At 68.0% G+C, this 20,739-nt stretch carries 23 protein-coding genes; 9 read left to right on the top strand and 14 right to left on the bottom strand.

Annotated elements, in window-relative coordinates; translation table 11 throughout:
* Window positions 1–64: 64 nt before the first annotated feature.
* Window positions 65–886 carry a DUF72 domain-containing protein gene (locus tag NX1_RS03275; RefSeq protein WP_068053411.1) on the bottom strand — a complete coding sequence of 274 codons (822 nt, stop codon included), beginning with the start codon at window positions 884–886 and terminating at the stop codon, window positions 65–67.
* Between the two features lie 166 nt (window positions 887–1,052).
* Here NX1_RS03275 and NX1_RS35915 point away from each other — a divergent pair, with 166 nt between their 5' ends.
* On the top strand, window positions 1,053–1,214 hold the full coding sequence (locus NX1_RS35915) for a hypothetical protein (protein WP_157119503.1): 162 nt from the start codon (window positions 1,053–1,055) through the stop codon (window positions 1,212–1,214).
* Between the two features lie 54 nt (window positions 1,215–1,268).
* Here NX1_RS35915 and NX1_RS03270 read toward each other — a convergent pair whose 3' ends face one another.
* Complete coding sequence (locus tag NX1_RS03270) at window positions 1,269–1,631, bottom strand: hypothetical protein (protein ID WP_068053410.1); 363 nt, start codon at window positions 1,629–1,631, stop codon at window positions 1,269–1,271.
* A 176-nt stretch (window positions 1,632–1,807) separates the two neighbouring features.
* Between NX1_RS03270 and NX1_RS03265 the strand changes: the two genes are divergently transcribed.
* Window positions 1,808–2,317: a mycothiol transferase gene (locus NX1_RS03265; RefSeq protein ID WP_068053407.1), complete on the top strand. Its 510-nt coding sequence runs from the start codon at window positions 1,808–1,810 to the stop codon at window positions 2,315–2,317.
* 7 nt (window positions 2,318–2,324) lie between these two features.
* Here NX1_RS03265 and NX1_RS03260 read toward each other — a convergent pair whose 3' ends face one another.
* Complete coding sequence (locus NX1_RS03260; RefSeq protein ID WP_068054173.1) at window positions 2,325–3,911, bottom strand: serine hydrolase; 1,587 nt, start codon at window positions 3,909–3,911, stop codon at window positions 2,325–2,327.
* Between the two features lie 182 nt (window positions 3,912–4,093).
* Here NX1_RS03260 and NX1_RS03255 point away from each other — a divergent pair, with 182 nt between their 5' ends.
* Both NX1_RS03255 and NX1_RS03250 read left to right on the top strand, forming a co-directional pair.
* Window positions 4,094–4,792, top strand: a complete 699-nt coding sequence (locus NX1_RS03255; protein WP_245668297.1) for a chymotrypsin family serine protease — start codon at window positions 4,094–4,096, stop codon at window positions 4,790–4,792.
* A gap of 339 nt (window positions 4,793–5,131) precedes the next feature.
* Window positions 5,132–5,491, top strand: a complete 360-nt coding sequence (locus NX1_RS03250) for an RsbRD N-terminal domain-containing protein (RefSeq protein WP_068053404.1) — start codon at window positions 5,132–5,134, stop codon at window positions 5,489–5,491.
* A gap of 133 nt (window positions 5,492–5,624) precedes the next feature.
* Here the strand turns inward: NX1_RS03250 and NX1_RS03245 are convergent, their stop codons facing one another.
* Together NX1_RS03245 and NX1_RS03240 are read right to left on the bottom strand one after the other, a co-directional pair.
* On the bottom strand, window positions 5,625–6,062 hold the full coding sequence (locus NX1_RS03245) for a carboxymuconolactone decarboxylase family protein (protein WP_245668296.1): 438 nt from the start codon (window positions 6,060–6,062) through the stop codon (window positions 5,625–5,627).
* A gap of 259 nt (window positions 6,063–6,321) precedes the next feature.
* Entirely contained in the window at window positions 6,322–6,675 is a 354-nt protein-coding gene (locus NX1_RS03240; protein ID WP_169812170.1) for a VOC family protein, read from the bottom strand.
* A 71-nt stretch (window positions 6,676–6,746) separates the two neighbouring features.
* Between NX1_RS03240 and NX1_RS03235 the strand changes: the two genes are divergently transcribed.
* Entirely contained in the window at window positions 6,747–7,313 is a 567-nt protein-coding gene (locus tag NX1_RS03235; protein WP_157119502.1) for a MarR family winged helix-turn-helix transcriptional regulator, read from the top strand.
* Window positions 7,314–7,518: 205 nt separating this feature from the next.
* Complete coding sequence (locus tag NX1_RS03230) at window positions 7,519–8,298, top strand: helix-turn-helix domain-containing protein (RefSeq protein WP_068053395.1); 780 nt, start codon at window positions 7,519–7,521, stop codon at window positions 8,296–8,298.
* A gap of 15 nt (window positions 8,299–8,313) precedes the next feature.
* On the opposite strand, the gene NX1_RS03225 is transcribed toward NX1_RS03230, so the two are convergent.
* Complete coding sequence (locus NX1_RS03225) at window positions 8,314–9,159, bottom strand: fructosamine kinase family protein (protein WP_068053392.1); 846 nt, start codon at window positions 9,157–9,159, stop codon at window positions 8,314–8,316.
* 18 nt (window positions 9,160–9,177) lie between these two features.
* The gene (locus tag NX1_RS03220; protein ID WP_068053389.1) at window positions 9,178–10,053 is read right to left on the bottom strand and encodes a TIGR03619 family F420-dependent LLM class oxidoreductase; all 876 of its coding nucleotides are present in this window, start codon (window positions 10,051–10,053) and stop codon (window positions 9,178–9,180) included.
* A gap of 137 nt (window positions 10,054–10,190) precedes the next feature.
* Here NX1_RS03220 and NX1_RS03215 point away from each other — a divergent pair, with 137 nt between their 5' ends.
* Window positions 10,191–10,814 carry a TetR/AcrR family transcriptional regulator gene (locus tag NX1_RS03215; RefSeq protein WP_068053386.1) on the top strand — a complete coding sequence of 208 codons (624 nt, stop codon included), beginning with the start codon at window positions 10,191–10,193 and terminating at the stop codon, window positions 10,812–10,814.
* A gap of 315 nt (window positions 10,815–11,129) precedes the next feature.
* Here NX1_RS03215 and NX1_RS03210 read toward each other — a convergent pair whose 3' ends face one another.
* The gene (locus NX1_RS03210; RefSeq protein WP_068053383.1) at window positions 11,130–11,927 is read right to left on the bottom strand and encodes a HugZ family pyridoxamine 5'-phosphate oxidase; all 798 of its coding nucleotides are present in this window, start codon (window positions 11,925–11,927) and stop codon (window positions 11,130–11,132) included.
* Window positions 11,928–12,021: 94 nt separating this feature from the next.
* Between NX1_RS03210 and NX1_RS03205 the strand changes: the two genes are divergently transcribed.
* Window positions 12,022–13,113 carry a hypothetical protein gene (locus NX1_RS03205; RefSeq protein WP_157119501.1) on the top strand — a complete coding sequence of 364 codons (1,092 nt, stop codon included), beginning with the start codon at window positions 12,022–12,024 and terminating at the stop codon, window positions 13,111–13,113.
* 7 nt (window positions 13,114–13,120) lie between these two features.
* Here NX1_RS03205 and NX1_RS03200 read toward each other — a convergent pair whose 3' ends face one another.
* The 6 genes from NX1_RS03200 to NX1_RS03180 form a co-directional block, all read right to left on the bottom strand.
* Window positions 13,121–14,371 (bottom strand): lipase family alpha/beta hydrolase, encoded by a 1,251-nt coding sequence (locus NX1_RS03200; RefSeq protein ID WP_068054162.1) that lies wholly within the window; start codon window positions 14,369–14,371, stop codon window positions 13,121–13,123.
* Window positions 14,372–14,416: 45 nt separating this feature from the next.
* Window positions 14,417–15,421 carry an SMP-30/gluconolactonase/LRE family protein gene (locus NX1_RS03195; protein WP_245668295.1) on the bottom strand — a complete coding sequence of 335 codons (1,005 nt, stop codon included), beginning with the start codon at window positions 15,419–15,421 and terminating at the stop codon, window positions 14,417–14,419.
* Between the two features lie 431 nt (window positions 15,422–15,852).
* On the bottom strand, window positions 15,853–15,960 hold the full coding sequence (locus NX1_RS37290; RefSeq protein ID WP_218024042.1) for a cytochrome P450: 108 nt from the start codon (window positions 15,958–15,960) through the stop codon (window positions 15,853–15,855).
* Between the two features lie 440 nt (window positions 15,961–16,400).
* Window positions 16,401–17,117 (bottom strand): metal-dependent hydrolase, encoded by a 717-nt coding sequence (locus tag NX1_RS03190; RefSeq protein ID WP_068053381.1) that lies wholly within the window; start codon window positions 17,115–17,117, stop codon window positions 16,401–16,403.
* Between the two features lie 98 nt (window positions 17,118–17,215).
* The gene (katG, locus tag NX1_RS03185; protein WP_068053378.1) at window positions 17,216–19,447 is read right to left on the bottom strand and encodes a catalase/peroxidase HPI; all 2,232 of its coding nucleotides are present in this window, start codon (window positions 19,445–19,447) and stop codon (window positions 17,216–17,218) included.
* Between the two features lie 39 nt (window positions 19,448–19,486).
* Window positions 19,487–19,918 (bottom strand): Fur family transcriptional regulator, encoded by a 432-nt coding sequence (locus NX1_RS03180; RefSeq protein ID WP_068053375.1) that lies wholly within the window; start codon window positions 19,916–19,918, stop codon window positions 19,487–19,489.
* A 222-nt stretch (window positions 19,919–20,140) separates the two neighbouring features.
* On the opposite strand from NX1_RS03180, the gene NX1_RS03175 reads away from it, so the two are divergent.
* Window positions 20,141–20,641: a hypothetical protein gene (locus NX1_RS03175; protein ID WP_157119500.1), complete on the top strand. Its 501-nt coding sequence runs from the start codon at window positions 20,141–20,143 to the stop codon at window positions 20,639–20,641.
* Window positions 20,642–20,739 lie beyond the last annotated feature (98 nt).

Here is a 20,739-nt window from a genome sequence, read left to right as displayed (position 1 = left end):
ACCGACAGTGTGCCGGGTCGGCTGGGCAGGCTGCGCGATATTGCGTTCGATGCACGCGCCGCGCCTATCGCGAGGACGCGTCGGCCAGCCGGGCGCGCAAGGCGAGCGCGTCGCGCGGCGCCATCACCTTCGCGTCGTTGTCGAAGTAGGCATAGACGTCCCCGGCGCGCGACCACGCGCGGATCTTCTCGGCCCACATGTCCAGTCCGGCGTCGGTGTATCCGCTGACGTAGAGCTCGTCGTGCCCGTGCAGCCGGACGTACACGAAATCGGCGGTGACGTCCTCCAGCAGTGGATACTTGCCCGCCGCGTCCGCGACGACGAGTCCGATTCCGTATTCGCGCAACAATTCCGGGAACTCCGGCGTGACGAACGTGGGGTGCCGGATCTCGAGCGCGTGGCGCAGCGGGCGGTCCGCGTCTGCGGTGGTGTGGGCAGGGTCGACGCGGTGATCGTGACGGCTCGCGATCTCGGCGGCGTGCGCGGTGCTGCGCGGCAGGTGGGCGAAGAACTCCGCGAGCAGCTCCGGGTCGAACCGCATGGTCGGCGGCAGCTGCCACAGAATCGGGCCGAGCTTGGGGCCGAGCGCGAGCACGCCGGAGGCGAGGAAGTTCGCCAGCAGCGTGTCACCGTCGCGCAGCCGCTTCATGTGGGTGATGAAGCGACCGCCCTTCACGGCGAACACGAAATCGTCGGGCGTTTGAGCGGCCCAGCGCAGGTAGCTCGAGGGTCGCTGTAGCGAGTAGAACGATCCGTTGATCTCGACGCTGTTCAGTCGCTCGGCGAGGTAGGGGAGTTCGAGCCGCTGGGTCAGGCCTTGCGGATAGAACACACCGCGCCACGGTCGATACACCCACCCCGAGGTGCCGATCCGGATGTCGCCCATGGCATCCATGGTGGCACCGTCAGCACGCGCACGGCGAATGTGCCGGGGGCGGCCGCGAGACGGAAATCGGTACGCGGCAGGATCTCCGAGGGTTCGGCCGCCTGTCGTTCGGGTACGTCATGGTCGGATCATTCGCTTTTCAACAGAGTTCAATCGGAGGAATCACATGTCGAAGGTCGATGCCGTGCGGCTGTCGAGCGTACTGGGCATCGATGTGGCGCAGGCGATGCTGCGGCTGCGCAACGAACGCTATCCCGCGGAGACCGAGCACGACACCTGCCTGCGCCTCATCGCCGAGGACGCGCAGCGCAGGCGTTACGGCGCCTGAGGCGCTTCGTCCGGGCCGAAATGCAGGGTCGGCTCGGACACAACGCCGCGGGGTTCACTCACATTCCGGCCCGCACTCGCCGCCGATGCCAGGATCGCCGTGCGCGCAGGACCGCACCGAGAACCTGATCAATGCCTCGCTCAGCGCGCTGACGTCACCCAGGGTGCCGTCAGCGATGCCGCGGGCGATCTCGGCTTCCAGCTCGATGACTCGCACCAGCACGGTCAGCAGCGCGGCGTGAGCGGGTCGCCGTCGTTCGGCGTCACCGGCCAGTTCCTCGGCGATGGTCTGAGCCCGGTGCAGATCGCGCACCGCGCTCCGGGCCTCGCGGCGGCGGACCGAGAGCCGTGCCTGATTTCGCAACTGGTCGATGTCGTCGAGGCGAGGTCCGAGGTGCTGGAATTCGGGTGGCGTCACGGTGTCCTCACTGAGCGCGTCGATGCAACGAGGGGCTCGGTCGGAAATGATCTAGTTCGCGCGGAATGCAGTGCATATCGCCTCCGCTTCTGCCGCTGTGACATCCGGCGTGGAGTGCGGGCCAGTGGGTAGGTTCCGAAGACGGACGCACATCGACGATGCAGGGAGGCGGGGCGATGACGAGCGCACAACTGCTCACCGACGGGTACGAGCGGGTCAAGGAGGTGGTGCACGAGGCCGTCGACGGGCTCGGCGAGGACGCGCTGACCTTCCGGATCGATCCGGGCGCCAACACGATCGCCTGGTTGATCTGGCATCTGACCCGCGTCCAGGACGATCACCTCGCCGACGTGGCGGGCACCGAGCAGGTGTGGACCGCCAAGGACTGGTACGGCCGTTTCGGCCTGCCGCTGGACGAATCGGCGACCGGTTACGGCGACGGCCCCGGCGACGTCGCCGTGATCCGCGCTCCCGCGGAACTGCTGACCGGCTACTACGACGCCGTCCACGATCAGACCCTGGCGTTCGTGCGCGAGCTGTCCGACAAGGATCTGGCGAAGGTGGTCGACGTTCGCTGGGACCCGCCGGTCACGCTCGGCGTGCGCCTGGTCAGCGTGATCTCCGACGACCTGCAGCACGCCGGCCAGGCGGCGTTTCTGCGCGGGGTGTTCGACCGGACGCGGTGAGATCGCGTCATGGCCGCGTGAATCTGCCGAGTCCATCGGCGTCGAAGTACTCCAGGGTGAGGGTGTTTCCGGCGAAAGTGGCCCGCGAGACCGAGCCGCTGGTGGCGTTCTCGCCGCTCGGGGTGAACACGAAGGTGTCGCCGTCCCAGTGGCGCAGCGGGAAACGCATGCCCTTCGGCCCGAGGCTGAGGGTGAGCGAACCGCCCTCGGCGGTGACCGTGGCCGGACCGTAGTAGGGGTTGGCGTAGCCGCCCGCGTAAGACGACAGCGGCTGGGCGGGCGCGGGGTCGGCGGGTGGTGTCTTGCCCGCCAGACTGCCGCTGGGCGCACTGAGCGGGGCGAACGCCTCGCGATACAACGCGCGCCAGTCCTCGCGGACGGTGCCGAACTGGACGAGGTCGGCGAATTCGGCGTTGAGTGTTTCCGGCACCCCGATCGGCGCGGCGTTGGTGAGCGTCACGATGCCGACCTTCGCCGAGGGAATGAGGGTGAACGCGGTGGCGGCGCCGAGATCGAAGGCACCCGAATGTCCGAGCACCACCCGTCCCGCCGGGGAGACCCCGACATTGAAGCCGTATCCGTAGAAACCGGCGCGCGAATCGAAGGTCTTCGGCGGCGCCGACACCGCTTGCGGCGACACAGCCGGTTGCAGCGCGTCGGGCGCCAGGAACGGCCGCCCGTCCACTGCTCCGTCGGCGAGCACCATGGTCATCCATTCGGTGAGATCGTCCACCGACGAACTCACCCCGCCCGCGGGGGATTGGGCGTCGGGCTGACGGGGCGGGTCGGCGACCCGATACGTGCCGTCGACGAGCACATGGCCGTCGGCGCGATCGGCGCGGGCCCGGAAGTCGCTGTACCGCGAGCTGGTCGAGCGCATGCCGAGTGGCTGGTAGATCTCCTTGTCCGACAACGACTCCCAGTCGGTGCCCGCCGCATCGGCCACCGCGACGGCGGCGGCGGTCAGGCCGAAGTTGGTGTACGCGTAGGAGTCTCGGAACGGATCCAGCGGCAGTTGCCGCAGGCGCTCCAGCACTCGAGCGCGGTCGTAGCCGAGGTCTTCGAGCAGGTCACCGGCGTGATCGGGGAGGCCGGAGCGGTGCGCGAAAAGGTCGCCGACGGTCACCTTCTCGGTGACGTACGGGTCGTTCAGCGCGAACGTGGGCATGAGCTCGCGCACCGGTGTATCCCATTGGACCGCGCCCGTCGCGACCTGTTTGGCGACGACGGTCGCGGCGAGCGATTTGGACACCGATGCCAGCTGGAACACCGTCTCCGGGCCGACCTTGGCGTCCGAGCCCACGGTTCGCACGCCGAATCCCTTGCGGTACACGACTTTTCCGTCGTGTACCACGGCGACCGCGAGTCCTGGGATGTGCGAGGACCGCATCAGGCTGTCGGCTAGCCCGTCGAGGCGCTGCACCGCCTGATCGATCTGTCCGTCGGGAATCGTCACCCCGGCGACCTGATTCGGCATCTCGGGCGAGGTGGTGGGGAGCGGTTCGGGTGCCGGGGCGTTGACACAGCCGCCGACGAGCAGTCCCGCGGCCAGCAGCGCCGCGAGACCCGGAATCTTCCGCCGATCTCTCCGCACGGCCACTCCCGGGGGTCGTCTTCGACACAAACCCACCCTAGAGCGTAGAGCAACCGATCTTGTGGTGGAACCCCGCCGAATCCAGGGGTTGTTTGTCCCCGCGGGTTTCGCGGTAGTCCTCATCTCGAACCAAGGACCGTCGGCGGACGCATCCGGCTGCCGACCCGCGGAGAGGAGCTTCGATGAGCCGGCTACCGAAAGGCCGCGGCGACACCGGGCGGCGTACCGCCGCGGCGCGCGGCGTATCCGCAGTGGCGATCGCGGCGACGGTGTGTCTCGCACCGGTCGCGGGCACGGCGACTGCGGCCGACCCGCCGGTGCTCGGCGGCGGCTCGGGCATCGTCGTGGCCAACCAGGCCGAGTGCACGCTCACCACGATCGGCCACGACCGCGCCGGGCGGCTGGTCGGTCTCACCGCCGGGCACTGCGGCGAACCGGGCGCGACGGTGCTGGCGGAATACAACCCCAATTACGGCGTCGTCGGCAGGTTCGCCCACTCCGATCCCGTCTTGGACTACGCGGTCATCGAATTCGACGCCGACCGCGTCACCCCGGCGCGACAGCTCGGCGACATCGCGATCACCGGTCTCGGCGCGCCCGCACAGTTCCCGACGGTGGTGTGCAAGAAGGGCCGCACCACGGGAACCACCTGCGGCGTCGCGTGGGGCGACATCGGCGCTACGTCCGACACTTGGACGCAGCTGTGCGTGCTGGAAGGCGATTCCGGCGCACCGGTGCTGGTCGGCTCCACTCTCGTCGGCATGGTGAACGCTTATCTCGGGGTGGGTTGCTTCGGGCCGGAAGTGGGTACCGACATTCATGCGGTAGTGGCCGATCTGGATGCGCGCGGAGAGGTCGGCGCGGGTTTCCAGCCGATCTGACGTGGTCGGGCCGGTCGGCTCGCGACGAGCACGCCGAGCGTTCGAGGACAGCGATGTGCGAGACGGCCGCTCGCCAGGCGCAGCAGTACATTAAGTGAATCCCCGATCTGGAGGCTGTGAGGCCAGATTGTTATCGACTTATGTGAGAAGCCAACAGATTACGGATTGGTCTCTCTAGTCAAGTGACGGAGTAATAGCAACTAGAGCCGCTGCGATTTGGGGTTGGTCACAACGACTGGATACTCAACCGGGGGCGTTTGCCGAATTCGCGCCACCGAATCGCCTCGGGGGTTGCCGGTCGATACCGTGGGGACCACATCGGGAGGAAGCAGAATCCACATGGGCTCCAACGACGCCGAGGACGACGGCAAACCGGCTCCGGTGCGTGACTTCGGCACGGCGATCCGCATGGGCCTGGATCTCGCCCTGGCGTTGGTGGAGGATGCCGACCCGTCGCTGGACGGCATGCTGCGCACCCTGGAGCGCCACACCACGCTGTGGGCGCTGGACGGCGTGCCGATCGACGACATCCAGCACGCGGTCCACGAGGGCGTGAAATCCGGGCTCGCCCAGCTGCGCGACGAAGCGGGCCCGCTGCTCGACTGTTTGCTCGTCGTCGATCTGCTCGACATCATGACCTCGACCGTGTCGCGGGCGTATCTGACAGCCGATCGCGTCACGCGCGGCACCGCCCGCTAGGTGTGGGACGTCAGGACATTGCTGACGCTGGAGAACTCCTCCTTGACTGCCTTCTCATCTGGGAGCGCTTCGGTGTAGGCGAGGCGGGAGTAGCCGTCGATCGGGGTCTCTGGATGGATGACGCCGCGCACCTTCACCAGGTCTTGCCGGCCTGCTCCCGGATCGTGTGGTTAATCCGGTTGAAGAAATTGGTGATTGCGATGTTCAGGATGATCGCGGACATCTGTTTCTCGTCGAAGTGGGTGGCAGCAGCCTCCCAGATCTCGTCGGTCACTCCCGGCGAGCCGTCCTGGATCCGGGTGGCGGCCTCGGTGAGCGCGAGCGCTGCCCGCTCCTCCTCGGTGAAGAACGGGGTCTCGCGCCAGGTGACCACGTTGTGTAGCCGCTCCTCGGTCTCTCCATGCTTCTTCGCCGACTGGACGCCGGCGAACACACACGGGCTGCAGCCGTTGATCTGGCTGGCCCGCAGATGGACCAGCTCGAGCATGAGCGGGTCGACGCCACCGGCGTGAATCGCCTTTTGGAGATGCTGGATCCCTGTGATCAAGTCGGGATTCGCCACGATGTTCATGCGTGCTTCCATGAGTCCTGCCCTTCGTCGGTTACGTGCGCCCATCCGGGCCGTTCATCTAACGCACCTTGGCCGAGATCGTCCGCGACAGCGCCTCGTCAAGCGCTTGCGCACGGGTCAGGGCCGTCGTCGTCCGACAGCCCTTCCTGCGCAGCACCAGCCAGACCCCAGGGTGGTCGGCATGGTGGCTGTCCCAACCGGGCGTGCTACGCCTCGGCGTCCCGGACGAGCAGCTCCGCGAGCTCTGTCGGGACGGGCGCTACGGCACAGCCGCAGGACGGGGACTCAGGCAAAACGGTTGGCCGTCGGGATCGAGCAGCACCCGCCAGCGCCCGGCTCCGGGTTGAAAGTCCGGTTGACTGGCTCCGATCGCGCACAGGCTCTCGGCCGCCTCGTCGAGGTCGTCCACTTGCAGGTCGAGGTGGAAGCGTTTGGCGCAAGCCTCATCAGGCCACTGCGCGGGCCGGAACCCCTCGACCTTGCCGAAGCCGATCTTGATGCCGTTGCCTTCGACCATCCCGTAACTGTCGTCGCTGTAGGTGACTTCCCAACCGAGCGCGGCCGCATAGAACCGTGCCAGCCTCGCTGGGTCCGCGCTGTCGATGTTCAGCATCGACAGCGCCGCCGTCGACTCACCACGCTCGGAAGTAGAATATGTGTGACTCATGCATATAAACTAGAGCGGTGTCGCCAAAACAGTCAAGCCTCCAGCACGCAGCCAACGCCCTGGGCGCGTTGAGCCTCGTAGTCGCCGACCGGATGAACGCGGCCATCGAAGCGATCGCGGCGCTCGGCCCGTCGGCCCCCGCCGCACTGGCCGCCTTGCACGAGTTTCTCGACGGCGGGTCGGTCACCCAGTTGAGTTCCGTGCTGGCCCTGACTCACTCGGGCACAGTCCGCCTTGTCGATCGCCTCGAAGCCGAGGGCCTCGTCGAGCGGGTCGCAGCACAGGACGGGCGGGCGGTATCCGTCGTCTTGACCCGAACTGGCCATCGCATGGCGGTGCGGATACTTCAAGCACGTGAGACGTCACTGACGAGCGCGTTATCGGCGTTGTCCTCGGACGAGATCGACAACCTCGCAGCAACTCTGGACACGATGCTGACCACAGTCACCCTCGCCAGAGCCGAGGGCCGCGCGGCCGGCACCAACGACCGTCCACAACCTTGGCTATGTCGCCTCTGCGACTTCGCCGCATGCGGCCGAAGCGAAGGCAACTGCCCAGTCAACAACGCGGTCCTCCGACACTGATCGCCGACCGTGCCACTCGGTCCAACTGCGCCGCACTGACCGAGGACGCGACCGGCTCAGCCGTCGACTCACGGGCTCCGCCATGTGGCTGACCGGCTGGACATGGCTCGTCGACAACCTTCTGGCCAACCATGCCTAGGCATGGTGCGGCTACTACCCACAGGGTAGTTCGTTGGACGCCCGCACGGTTCGTAGGATCGGCGGGGTGAGTACTCGGACGGCGGGCGATCTGTTGCGGCACTGGCGCCTCGAGCGTCGACTGAGTCAGCTCGAGCTGGCCGGTCGTGCCGAAACGTCCGCGCGCCACCTCAGTTTCATCGAGACCGGCCGCGCCACACCGAGTCGCGCGATGCTCGCACACCTGTGCGACCACCTCGACATTCCACTGCGGGAACGCAACCGCCTGCTGCTCGCGGCTGGATACGCCCCGGCCTATGCCGAACCGGCCATGGACACCCCCGAGATGGACGCGGTGCGGCAAGCGATGCGGCAGATCCTCGCCGGACACGAGCCCCACCCGGCGCTGGCCATCGACCGGGACTGGAACATGGTCGACGCCAATGCCGGTGTGGCCCTGCTGCTCACCGGCATCGACCCGCGGCTGTTGATCGCGCCGGTGAACGCGCTGCGGCTGAGCCTGCATCCCGGCGGCCTCGCACCGCGCATCGTCAATCTCGCCGAATGGCGCAGGCACCTGTTCGCGCGTTTGTCCCGGCAGATCGAGGTGACCGGCGCACCAGAATTGATCGCGTTGCGCGAGGAACTGCGCGGCTACCCGGGCGGCGAGACCGAGGTCGCACTCCCGGAACCGGATCAGGCCATCGTTCCGCTGCGACTGCGCCACGACGGCGAGGAACTGTCGTTCCTGTCGGTCACCACCGTGTTCGGCACGCCGATGAACGTCACCGTGGCCGAACTGGCCATCGAATCGTTCTTCCCCGCCGACGCCGAGACGCGGAAACGCCTGGGCGCGTTGGCTTCCTGAGCCGATCGGTGCCCGTCAGCCCGTCAGCGCGGCGCGGGCGGCGGCCAGAGTCCGCGCGCGATACCCCGCGCCGAACAACGCGACGTGCACCAGCAGCGGATGCAACTGGTGCAGTGGAAAACGGGACCGCCAGCCCGCCGCCAACGGGCGGGTCCGTTCGTAGGCGGCCAGGATGCGGTCCAGATGCGGTGCGCCGAAGAGCGCCAGCATCGCCAGATCCGTCTCTCGGTGTCCACCGTGCGCCGCCGGATCGATCAGCACCACGCCCGTGTCGGTCCAGCGCAGGTTGCCCGACCACAGATCGCCGTGAATGCGGGCTGGCGGCTCCGGCGGGCCCGCCAACTCGTCGACCCCGTCGATCACCCGCTCCAGCAGCCGCACCCCGTCCGCGCCGAGCACATCGGCGGCTCGCACCACGAACGGGCGTAGCCTGCGCTCGGCGTACCAGCGCGCCCACGGCCCCTCGCTCGGTGTGTTGTCCAACGGCAACTCGGCGATCCACCCGGGCCACGGCGCGCCGAAAGCCTCCGGCGAATCCGCGTGCAGCAGTGCGAGATCGCGGCCGAAACGGTCCGCCGCGGCGGGGGAGGGCGCGGCATCCGGCAACCACGGCAGCACCAGCATGCCGTCACCGGCGGCCAGCACCGGCGGCACCAGCCCGGAGTTACCCGCGCCGAGCCAGCGCAGACCCGCCGCCTCCGCCGCGAACACCCCGGCCCGGTCCGCGGCGGCCTTGACGAATACGGCGCGCCCGTCGGCCAGTTCCGCTCGGTGCAGCGTCCACCCGTGACCCGACCCCAGATCGGTCACCGCGCGAACGGCGACACCCAGCGACTCACCCAGCCGGTCAGCGATGCTCACCGCACCACGGTATGCCGCTCAGGACGCGGTGCGCGCGATGACGTGTTCGGCGAACCGGGACAGATTCGCGATCTTCGTCTCCAGGCTCTCGGTGTCGTGCTCGCGGGTGTACGGGTTGCGGAAGCCCACGATGACATCGGTGACGCCCTTGTCCTCCAGACGCTTCACGCCGTCGACGGTGAAACCGTCCAGCGAGATGACGTGCACCTCGAAATCCTTGCGCGTCCCGTACTCGGCCCGCAGCGTGTCCAGCTTGGCCAGCAGCCGATCGAGCTCGGCGGGATCGCCGCCCGCATGCATCCAGCCGTCGCCGCGCTGGGCCGCGCGCCGCAGGGCCGGGCCGCTGTGCCCGCCGATCAGGATCGGGATCGGCTCGGTGGGCACCGGATTGATCTTGATCGGCGGCAGGTCGTAGAACTCGCCGTGGTACTCGAAATAGCCGCCCGCGGTGAGCCCGCGCACGATGTCGACGCACTCGTCCATCCGCGCGCCGCGCTTCTCGAACGGCACGTCCATGATCTGGAAGTCGTCCGGCCACGGGCTGATCCCGACGCCGAGACCGAACCGGTTCCCGCTCAGCGCCGCCACCGACGCCGCCTGCTTGGCCACAAGCACCGGCGGACGGATCGGCAGCTTCAGCACGAACGGGGTGAACCGCAGCTTCGTCGTCGCGGCCGCCATGGCCGCGGACAGCACGAACGCCTCGATGAACGGCTTGTCCTCGAGGAACTCTCTGCTGCCGTCGGGGGTGTAGGGATAGGTGGCGTCGGAGTCGCGCGGATAGGCGACGCTGTCGGCCACTGCCATCGACGTGTACCCGGCCGCCTCGGCCGCTTGCGCCAAAGGCACGTAGTAGGACGGGTCGGTCATCGTCTCCGCGTACGTGAACCGCATGGGACCAGCCTTCCTGCTCGGTCGTCGCCGGGCAACGGTGTCGTCGGTGAGCGCGGTACGCCCCGCGAACATCTCCCAGCCAATTAATCACTGGTGCTTAACAAGGTCAAGACTCGGGTTCAGTACAGTGGGTGTCCATGCAAGCCGAGGACTCGCGCGCCGCCCTCCTCGCCGCGGGGGAGCGGCTCATCGCCGAACGGGGCGTCGACGTCCCGCTGCGCGACATCGCCGCCGCCGCGGGCCAGCGCAACAACTCCGCCGTCCACTACTACTTCGACTCACGCAACGGACTCATCGAAGCCATTGTCGAGCGCCGCATGAACCGGCTCGAACAGCGCCGCATGGACATGCTCGCCACCCACGAAGCCAACGGCACCGGCGCCGACCCGCACGCCCTCGTCGGCATGCTGGTCGGACCCATGCTCGAACTCGTCGGACAAGACCGCGCCAGCCACTACGGGCGCTTCCTCGAAGTCGTCCGCACCCACCCCGTCATCGCCGACGCCCGCCGCCTCGCGGGCGCCGACCGCGCCGCGGTCCGCATCATCGCCACCCGCCTCGACGCCGCCCTCCCGCACCTGAAGCCCCGTCACCGCCGCAGGCGCATGGAAACCATGACCACCGTGCTCTTCGCACTCGTCGCCGACTACGAACGCGCACTCCAAGACGGCACCCGCACCCCCCACCTCGACGACGACACCGCCGAAATCGCCGACATGCTCGTCGCGATGCTCACCGTGCCCCCACGCGACTCCGCCTGAGATCCGCTCAGCTCGACCCGCGCGCGGAACACGCCGCCACCCGCGCGATCATCGAGCCGCGCCGCCTGGGCCGCGGCACGTCTCGCCGATCGACCGGTTCGCCCGCCGTCGCCGTTGCGCAGTGATCTCGCCAGACTCGCCCGAGAATCCGCGGCCGCATCACGCATCACCCCGCCGACCACCTGAGAAGGAAGACCTCACGGCGGGCAGACCGACCGCCCACAACCCCCGATACCGCTTCATGACCGCCAGCATCACCCACGCCGCACGCGCACGGAAGCGTAGGACTACTCAGCCCCCAACCGCGCGGCGAACTCAACCCTCCCGCGCACGCCGCGTCAATTCCACTGTCGCCGCACGCAATCCATCGACTCCATCGAGCCGCTCCGGATAACCCACCCGGGTCCGCGCCACCCCGCGCGGCGACTCCACCCGCAAATCGAGCCCGTACCGATCCGCCCGCTCACACCGCGCCGCCGTCGCGTCCGGATAACCACCGAGCACCCGCGCCATGGACAGCAACGCGTCCGCGTGATCGTCGTTCAGATGCGCGACCGCCCGCGCCGCCACCGGCGCCACCGGATCCGGCTCCGCCGCCAGATACTCCTCGCCCGTCGCCGAATCCATCCGTCCGTACCCGCCGACCCACCGAACCCGCCGCACCCGCAAGACCCACAGTGAGAAATCGCTGTAATCGACATACATCCGCGCCGCGGGCACCGCAGCCACATGCGCCTCCCGCGCCGCCGCCAACTCCGCGTCCACCGGCCGCTCCACCACTCCCGCCACCGTGATCCGGGAACCCGCCAACGGATCCGCGGGCAGCCCCGGCGCCACGATCGACAGACTGGCCCGCGGCTCCGCCGCCAGATTCCGCCCATGCTCGGCCATCCGCGACACACACAGCACCGGCGCGCCATCCAACAGCCCGTACGTCACGAACGACGCCCACGGCGTCCCGTCCTCACTCGAACTCGCCAGCGTCGCCATATTCGTCGCCGCCGCAACCGTTCTCGCTTCCTCCGCCGCCGACGGCCGCACCGGATTCACCACCGGACCGAGCGGTCCCGGCATCGACGACGCATCACCGGGATCACCATGATCGAGAGTCATGGCCACCAGCGTGCCACGCCGAAACGCCGTCGGCGGCACAACCAAAGCAACCCAACACCCGCGCGCCGCCACCCAATGAGTGAGGATGTGCCACGTGACCCGATACGCATTCGACGCCGCACGCAACGCACTCGTCGCCATCTGGGCGACCGGCCGCGGCGACCAGGCCGAGACGGTGGCCCTGCTGCCGCCGACAACACCCGAGCTCGCAACGGACCTGGCGTCGAATCTGACCACGCTGTCGCGCTTCCACTGGCGCACCTACACCCACCCCGCGGCCGCGGCGGGCGACCCCGAGGTGCCCGACAGCGAGGCCTGGCGCCGCGCCGAAGAACGCCGCAACTTCACCGTGGTCGAAAACGGCCTGCGCAACCCGAACCTGCCCACCGAAGCCGGCCTGCTCGTCTCCTACAGCGGCGTCGTCGAATCCGCCCACCGCGTCGGCCGCTGCCTGCACAGCATCGACACCGCCGAACTCACCGAAACCATCGTCACCGAGATCCACCGCGAACAGGCCGCGATCGAAGCCGCCGAACTCGGCGACCTCTCCGGCCGCGCCCGCCAAGCCGTCGAACTCTCCCGGCCCGACGTCTCACCCGCCCAGGTCCACGCGGCCGACACACTGCTGCGCGCCGACCCACTCGGCGCGCCGGAACTGTTCACCGAACTCGACCCCGCCTCCGCCTCCGTCGCCGCCGCCCACTGGCTGCACGCCGCCGCCGAGATCGCGGGCGAACTCGCCGACCTCCCCATCACCGACGTCATCGCCGAAGCCGACGAGATCGAAGCGATCCCCGTCGCGACCCCCACCCTCGTCCTGGAACGCCTCGACAACGGCGAAACGGCCACCGACATCGTCGTCGACCTCATCGCCGAAGCCGTCGCCGTCTCCGAAGGCCACCTGCCCGCCCCATGGGCCGTCGTCGCCCGCGTCGCCGAACTCGAAGAGCACGCCCGCCGCTACGAAATCGACAACGCCACCCGCGCCGCCATGCTCGCCGAATTCCGCGTCAGCAGGCTCGATCCCGCGCGCCCCGCACTCGACCTGCTGGAAGATCTGCTCGACGGCATCCGCGGCTGCCTGCTGCTCTACGCCGTCCACCACGACGACGACACCGACATCGAAGACCGGTTCGCCGCCGACGTCCGCCGCGCCGCCGACAACCACTCCGAACGGCTCTTCTGAACCGGCCTCACCCCGCCCGGCCCGGACCCAGGGCCGCGGCGGGCGCACCGCCGAGCCAGCCACGCAACGCGGCATACACGGCCTCGTGATTCAACAGCGCGAAATGATGCGCGCCCGGCACGTGCAGACCGTTGTCCTCGGCGAAACCCAGCCGCCTGGCCCGGCTCCGGCCCGCGCCGCTCGGCGTCAACACCAGACCGTCACCGATGAACCGCCCCAGCGGATGACGCGGACTCCGCGTGAACGACGCTGTCACGAAGTAGTGGTCCGCACCCGCCAACAGCGGAATCTCCTGTACCGCACGCCGTTCCAGCGCGTCGGCGTCCATCCCGCGCCAATCCTCGTCCACCAGCGAGCCGTAACGCAGATCCCGGATCCCCGCGCTGCGCCGCCGCAGCATCCGGCCCACCGGGCGAGTCTCCGGTAACCACACCAGCGCCGCCGACAACCGATGCACCACCTGTTCCAGCGGCGCACCCAGGTGAGGCGAACCGAGACACACGATGTGGCGAACCAGCCGCACCCACGCCCGGTTCTGTTCCGCCGCGTCGAAACACGCCGCCCGCGCGATCAACCCACCCATCGAATGCCCGACCAGCGAGATCCGCCGCACCGGCACCGGCCAGTGCTCGACGAGCCGCCCGATCAGATCGGCCAGCTCCCGGGCGTTCTCGGAAATGTGCAGGCCGCTGTTGTAGCGCACCTGGACGCACGCGCAGCCCAGATCCGTCGTCAGACGCTCGGCATAGGTCGCCCGCCCGCCCCACCGCCACGCGTGCTCCGTCTCGACCAGGCCGTGCAGGAACACCACCAGGTGATCGCGCGGCGGCACATGCTCGGAGATCGACTCCGGCGCAACGGGATCGCCGTCCACCCGAATCGTCATCGGACCGGCGAGGACCGGCGTGCTCGCCTCGAGACTGTCGCCGATCAGGCCCTGCAACGCCGCGAGGAAACCCGAACCCCACACCGTGCGAGACGGGGGAGCGCCCGGCAGATCCGCTGCCCGTTCGCCCACCGCCCCCGCGGTCACCGCGGCGCCGCCGACGATCCGGTACACCCCGTCGGTGATCGCGTCGTGCACCACCTTCACCGGCTCCGCGGCGGGGCCGACACCCAAGCGCACCGCGGCGAACACGCGATCCGACACCGCCCGGTGGATCGCCGCGATGCCGTCCACCGCGCCACCGAGTTCGTCGCCCGCCAAGCGGGCCAAGGCGCGAACCTCGGCCCGGCGCTGCGGGATTGTCTCCGACATGCCCTCAGTGTACATATGTGCACTGAGGGATTCAGTGGAAATTGTTCAGCTCGGCACGTGGCTGACGGCGATCGCCGCCTCCGTCAAACTGCCCAGATACAACGTGCCGTCGTGTTCCGCCACCCCGGTGACCATCGAGAAATCCGCGCCCTCGGTCTGTAGATCGTGTACGACCGTCCCGTCGAAATCGACCGCTTGTACCCAGACCGTTCGCGGCGGTTTCGGATGCGCCCAAGCGGGCAGTGACCACACCACGCGGCGCAGCACGCCGGGCAAGGGAAGCAGGCGATCCAGCAGGGGATCGCGCGGAGCGGGCAACGTGATCCAGACCAGCCCGTCGCTGCCGAGCGCCATGTTGTCCGGGAAACCCGGCAGGTTCTCGATCAGCCGGTCGTGTGTACCGGCCCGCGGCCCGGTGAGCCAGTAGCGGGTCACGCGATACGCGCCGGTCTCGGCCACCAGTACGCAGGAGCGATCGGGGGCGAGAACGACGCCGTTGGCGAATTGCAGTCCTTCGATGAGGGTTTCGACCTTGCCCGAAGGATCGCGCCGGAACAGGCGGCCGGTGCCGGAATGCTCCAGCAGGTCGCCCATCCACTGGTCGAGGGGATAGCGGCGCGAGGACGCGGAGAAATAGATAGCGCCGTCGGCATCGCGAACCACATTGCTGGCGAATGCGAGTCGCTCGCCGTCGATCTCGTCGACCAGTACCTCGAGCGCGCCGTCGGGATCCATGCGCAGCAGACCGCGCGCGAAATCGCAGATCAGCAGAGAGCCGTCGGCGTCGGCGTGCAGTCCGAGCGGACGGCCGCCGGTGTTCGCCACTTCGCGCACCGATCCGTCGGTGGGGTCGATGCTCACGATCGCGCCGTTTTCGAGGCCGGCGATCACCTTTCCATCCGGCGTGCGCACGACGTCTTCTGGTGCTGCGGCGGGGAGTTCGATCCTGGTGACCGGCGGCAGTGGGGGAGTGCTGCGCTTCCCGCGCGCTCGCTCGGAGGCGCTCGGCGGTGTCCATCGGTGCGGTTGCATCGTCGATCCTGCGAACATGGCGGCCAGCGTATCCGCGGCGGAGCCGGAGTCGTGGAGAATCGGAGTAAGGAAAACCACATCTCGCTATGTAGATATGCGCATCTAGCGATGTATACCTCTCGGATCGACCCTTTGACGTCCGGCACGCCGGACGAGCAAGGACGGGGAGGGGGCGGTGCGTAACGCCTCACGTGGTGGATTCGACCCGCCGCCCCAGGGCCGAATCCACCGCATCGAGCGTGAACGAAGCGGATTCGCCGCGGGTACGCCCGTCAGGCGACCGGCGGCGGCGTGACAGCGTGCCAGTAGGTGTCCACGAACCGATGCTGGTGGCCAGCACCGGTTTGATCGGCTACAAGCGCGCCGAATGTGTGCACCGCGAGCCGGACCCCGCAACGACCGGTCGCGCACGCCCGGCTCTACCTGGTTGCAACAAGGGGACCGGCCGTTCAAGCCGGACGCCGCGCGGGATGGGTCAACAGCGCGTGGATGGCATGGTCGAGCAGGTTCACCGTGGTCTCGAGCAGCCGTTCGGCGGGGCGCGCGTCGGGCACCAACGGGGGAGCTGAGCGATGCTTTCGGGTTGGACACCTCGACGCTGCACCGGCAGACCACCGGGATGATGAAAGCCGGTCTCATCGAACGCATTCCCGATCCGGAGGGCGGGATGGCAAGTAAATTCCGCATCGCCGACGAGGGGGAGCGCCGCGTGGGGGGCGTACAACATGTCGGCGCTGGAGACCGTCCTGAGGGAGTGGTCGGCCACGGATGTGGCAGCCTTCGCGGGGTTCCTCGAGCGGTTCAACACGGATATCGAACGGATCGAACGGAGACCTTGGCCTCGGCCGTGAAGGTCGGATGAAAGATACCGCTATTCAGATATGCATATCGATGTATATTGCGAAACTCATGTCGGACAGCTTCGCTCGACAACCTCCTGACTAAAGACCGCACAGACGAGGGGAGAGTGGGCCGCTGCGGTGGCCCACCCGTTCCGCTACGGACTGGTGGTGAAAACGTGCCACAGCACGCCGAGCGTGGCGACCGCGAACAGCGGTGTGAGAAGCCAGGTTTCGACCTTGTTCCCGGTTCGTTCGATGATCGGCAGCCGGGTGCGCAGCTCGAGCGGCCAGAAGAGCCGGCAGCCGCGTTCGGTGAGGCAGTCGCCGATGAGGTGGGCGAAGGCGCCGAGGCCGACGCAGAACGGCAGCCAGGCGGGTCGGTCGTTGATCCAGTTGTCCATCGCGAAGGTGCCCGCGGTCGCGAGGACCACGACCGTGCCCCATGAGCGGATGCCGTCGCCCGGCGGGTACAGGTGCAGTGCCCGCACCGCCAAGGCCAGCAGGAAGAAGACGAGTGCGAGAGTGAATCCGCGTCCGATCCAATGCATTCCGGCCCAGGTGCCATAGGCGGCGACGATCACGAACGCGAAGGAGTGGGTGGCCTGCCGGTGTCCGCCGGCGACGGTCGATATGACTTTGCAGAGGAAGTAGGAGAGTGGGCCCAGCACATGCGCGATCGTTCCCTTGGGGTGGTCGGCATCGGGCAGCAGCGCCGCGCCCGCGGTCAGGAAGACGCCGAGGAGGATGTCGACCGGGCCGAGGCGGGCCTCGCTGTTCTGCAATACCGGATAGGTAGACGCCGCGAGAGGCAGCGTCGCCGCCGCCACCGACCAGGCGAGCGCGCCGCTGGTCGCATGTGAATGTCCAAGCACCGCTTGGAGGTTAGTTGAATGGGCGACCACACCACCTAATCGGTGGTCCGGTGACGGCGCTCCGCGAACCGCGGGCGGTGCGCGGAGCGCCGTCGTGATCAGGCCAGGTCGAACCGGTCGAGGTTCATGACCTTGTCCCACGCGGCGACGAAGTCCTTGACGAACTTCTGCTTCGCGTCGTCGGTCGCGTAGACCTCGGCGAGGGCGCGCAGCTGAGAGTTCGAGCCGAACACGAGGTCGGCGCGGCTGCCGGTCCACTTGGTCGCGCCGGTGGCGCGGTCCTTGCCCACATAGGTGCCGTCATCGGCCTGCGACGGCTCCCACGTCGTCCCCATGTCGAGCAGGTTCACGAAGAAGTCGTTGGTCAACGACCCAGGGGTCTCGGTGAATACGCCCAGCGGCGACTGCTTGTAGTTCGCGCCGAGCACGCGCAAGCCGCCGACGAGGACCGTCAGCTCCGGTGCGCTGAGGGTGAGCAGGTTCGCCTTGTCGATCAGCAGGTACTCGGCGGGCAGCTTGCTGGCCTTGCCGAGGTAGTTGCGGAAGCCGTCGGCGTTCGGCTCGAGTGCGGAGAAGGACTCCACATCGGTCCATTCCTGCGTGGCGTCGGCGCGTCCCGGCGTGAACGGCACCTCGATATCGAATCCGGCGTTCTTCGCGGCCTGTTCGACGGCCGCGCAGCCGCCGAGCACGACGAGATCGGCGAACGAGACGCGGGTGTTCCCGGTCTGGGCGGCGTTGAACGATTCCTGGATACCCTCCAGGACGCGCACCACCTGGGCGAGCTCGTCGGGTTCGTTGACTTCCCATCCGCTCTGCGGTTCGAGACGGATGCGTCCGCCGTTGGCGCCGCCGCGCTTGTCGCTGCCGCGGAAGGAGGCGGCCGCGGCCCACGCGGTGGAAACCAGTTGGGCGACAGTGAGACCCGACCCCAGAATCCGGCCCTCGAGTTCGGCGATATCCGCCGATCCGATGAGGTCGTGCGTGACCGGGGGGATGGGGTCCTGCCAGAGCAGCGCCTCCTGCGGGACGAGCGGTCCTAGGTAGCGGACGAGGGGGCCCATGTCGCGGTGGGTCAGCTTGTACCACGCCTTGGCGAACGCTTCGGCGAGCTCTTCGGGGTGGTCGAGCCAGCGGCGGGTGATCTGCCCGTAGATCGGGTCGATGCGCATCGAGAGGTCGGTCGTGAGCATCACCGGGGTGTGCGACTTCGACGGGTCGTGCGCGTCGGGCACGGTGCCTTGGCCCGCGCCGTCCTTGGGCACATACTGCCACGCGCCCGCGGGGCTCTTGGTCTTCTCCCACTCGTAGCCGTAGAGGGTTTCGAGGAAGCTGTTGTCCCACTTGGTCGGAGTGGGGGTCCAGGCGCCCTCGAGACCGCTGGTGATCGCGTCCTTGCCGACGCCGGTGCCGAAGGAGCTTCGCCAGCCGAGGCCCTGTTCTTCGAGCGGTGCGGCCTCGGGCTCGGGGCCGACGTGGTCGGCCGGGCCGGCGCCGTGGGTCTTGCCGAAGGTGTGGCCGCCGACGATCAGCGCGGCCGTCTCCTCGTCGTTCATGGCCATGCGGTGGAAGGTCTCGCGGATATCGGTCGCCGCGGCGAGGGGATCGGGGTTGCCGTTGGGCCCTTCCGGGTTCACGTAGATGAGACCCATCTGCACCGCGGCCAGCGGCGTCTCCAGGTCGCGGGAGCCGGAGTAGCGTTCGTCGCCGAGCCAGGTCTGCTCAGGGCCCCAGTAGACGTCTTCCTCGGGCTCCCACTGGTCGACGCGGCCGCCGCCGAAACCGAAAGTCTCGAACCCCATGTCCTCGAGTGCGACATTGCCCGCGTAGACGAGCAGGTCGGCCCAGGAGAGTTTCTTGCCGTACTTCTTCTTGACCGGCCACAGCAGGCGGCGAGCCTTGTCGAGGCTGGCGTTGTCGGGCCAGCTGTTGAGCGGCGCGAACCGCTGCATGCCGGCGCCCGCGCCGCCGCGGCCGTCGCTGATGCGGTAGGTGCCCGCGGCGTGCCAGGCCATCCGGACGAAGAACGGCCCGTAGTGGCCGTAGTCGGCGGGCCACCAGTCCTGCGAGGTCGTCATGACCTCGACGATGTCGCGCTTGACCGCGGCCAGATCGAGGGTCGCGAATTCCGCGGCGTAGTCGAAGTCCTCGTCCATGGGGTTGGCCACGGCGGGGTTCTTCTGAAGGATTTTGAGGTTGAGCTGGTTGGGCCACCAGTCGCGGTTGCCTCCGCCCTCGGTCGGGTACTTCAGCCGACTGGACGCGACGGGGCAACCACTTCCCGCGGGTTCGGTGTTCGCCTCTGCGATGGGCGGATGTTCTTCGGGCACAGCGATTTCCTTTCGGGGTGACGGTGAATCGGGCTGTGATCAGGGGAGTGTCCGTTGTGCGCACTCGGGGCACAGGCCCCAGTAGATGACCTCGGCTTCGTCGAGGACGAAACCGTTGTCGTCCGCCGCGGTCAGGCACGGCGCCGCACCGACGGAGCAGTCGACGTCGACGATGGCGCCGCAGGATCGGCAGACGAGGTGGTGGTGGTTGTCGCCGACCCGGGTCTCGTAGCGGGCCACGGATCCCATCGGCTGGATGCGCCGGATCAGTCCGGCGGCGGTCAGTGCGCGCAGTACGTCGTAGACGGCTTGATGGGAGACCGCGCCGAGCGTGCGACGCACGCGGGCGAGGATCGAGTCGGTATCGGAGTGAGGATGGTCGTGCACCGCGGCCAGCACCGCGAGTCGCGGCGCGGTCACCCGCAGGTCGGCGCCGCGAAGCATCCGCTGGAAGTCCGAAGTGGTGGACACGTTCTGAAGTATGACCCAGTCAAGTCTTCGCCGTGGGCGGTTTGGGGGAATGCACTCCACCGGCCTTACTTGACATAATGTCGATTATCGGCGCGAGAACGGCATCGCCGGAAAGGGGTTGGTGATCCGTCGTGCCTGATCTGGGTAAAGGTGGCAGTGATCCGGAAGGGTTGGCAGCGCTCTGGATTGGCGGCTCGGATCCGGGCAGGGTTGTCAGTAGCTGTGATCTTGCAGGTCAGTTGGTGGATATTTATGCAGGCATCTTATTGTCACTGTGACGAAAATGAACGCGTGTGGGGGGCAAGCCCAGACGCGTTCGGTGAAGTATTCTCCGGCAGAGAGCGTTTCGTGTATCCGGCGGTGGTCGGGATGCCAGCCACATGGATCAACTTCGATCCCTACACCGACCCCTACGAACAGTGGAAGGTGATCGACGACTTCACTTCCAGCGGAGCGGTTGTCGTCATCGAGTATCGCAGCGATGAAAGCGACAGCCCGCTTTGTGGCCGGCATGGGCTCGCTCACTGGGACCTGTTCTCCGACATAGTGTTCGGGACGGTCCGCTATGCACAAGTGCGTCACGCAGCCGCACGCGAGGGGGTCATGGTCACGGGCACGATCGTCGTGTACGCCTATGGCACACAAGTGGGACAGTGTCACAAGGGCATCTCCCCGCACCCTGAGGAATTGATCGAACGAGCACGCGAGTTGCTGGCGGAATAGGCCGACTGGGAAGAACCTCACCGACGCCCTGTAATGCCGCGAAGCGTCGGTTCGGAATGCGACCTCGATTACCGATCGATCGACTGAGTCGCAGGCAA

It is taken from the genome of Nocardia xishanensis NBRC 101358 (genome assembly GCF_001613365.1).
Lineage (GTDB): Bacteria > Actinomycetota > Actinomycetes > Mycobacteriales > Mycobacteriaceae > Nocardia > Nocardia xishanensis.
This window is presented reverse-complemented; position numbering and strand designations above follow the sequence as displayed.

What these genes read in the sequence shown, in the direction of transcription:
- NX1_RS03255 (WP_245668297.1), top strand. Translation starts at nt 4,094, where the DNA reads ATGAGCCGGCTACCGAAAGGCCGCGGCGACACCGGGCGGCGTACCGCC.
- NX1_RS03215 (WP_068053386.1), top strand. Translation starts at nt 10,191, where the DNA reads ATGCAAGCCGAGGACTCGCGCGCCGCCCTCCTCGCCGCGGGGGAGCGG.
- NX1_RS03195 (WP_245668295.1), bottom strand. Translation starts at nt 15,421, where the DNA reads ATGTTCGCAGGATCGACGATGCAACCGCACCGATGGACACCGCCGAGC.
- NX1_RS03250 (WP_068053404.1), top strand. Translation starts at nt 5,132, where the DNA reads ATGGGCTCCAACGACGCCGAGGACGACGGCAAACCGGCTCCGGTGCGT.
- NX1_RS03265 (WP_068053407.1), top strand. Translation starts at nt 1,808, where the DNA reads ATGACGAGCGCACAACTGCTCACCGACGGGTACGAGCGGGTCAAGGAG.
- NX1_RS03200 (WP_068054162.1), bottom strand. Translation starts at nt 14,371, where the DNA reads ATGTCGGAGACAATCCCGCAGCGCCGGGCCGAGGTTCGCGCCTTGGCC.
- NX1_RS03275 (WP_068053411.1), bottom strand. Translation starts at nt 886, where the DNA reads ATGGGCGACATCCGGATCGGCACCTCGGGGTGGGTGTATCGACCGTGG.
- NX1_RS03210 (WP_068053383.1), bottom strand. Translation starts at nt 11,927, where the DNA reads ATGACTCTCGATCATGGTGATCCCGGTGATGCGTCGTCGATGCCGGGA.
- NX1_RS35915 (WP_157119503.1), top strand. Translation starts at nt 1,053, where the DNA reads ATGTCGAAGGTCGATGCCGTGCGGCTGTCGAGCGTACTGGGCATCGAT.
- NX1_RS03240 (WP_169812170.1), bottom strand. Translation starts at nt 6,675, where the DNA reads ATGCTGAACATCGACAGCGCGGACCCAGCGAGGCTGGCACGGTTCTAT.
- NX1_RS03220 (WP_068053389.1), bottom strand. Translation starts at nt 10,053, where the DNA reads ATGCGGTTCACGTACGCGGAGACGATGACCGACCCGTCCTACTACGTG.
- NX1_RS03245 (WP_245668296.1), bottom strand. Translation starts at nt 6,062, where the DNA reads ATGAACATCGTGGCGAATCCCGACTTGATCACAGGGATCCAGCATCTC.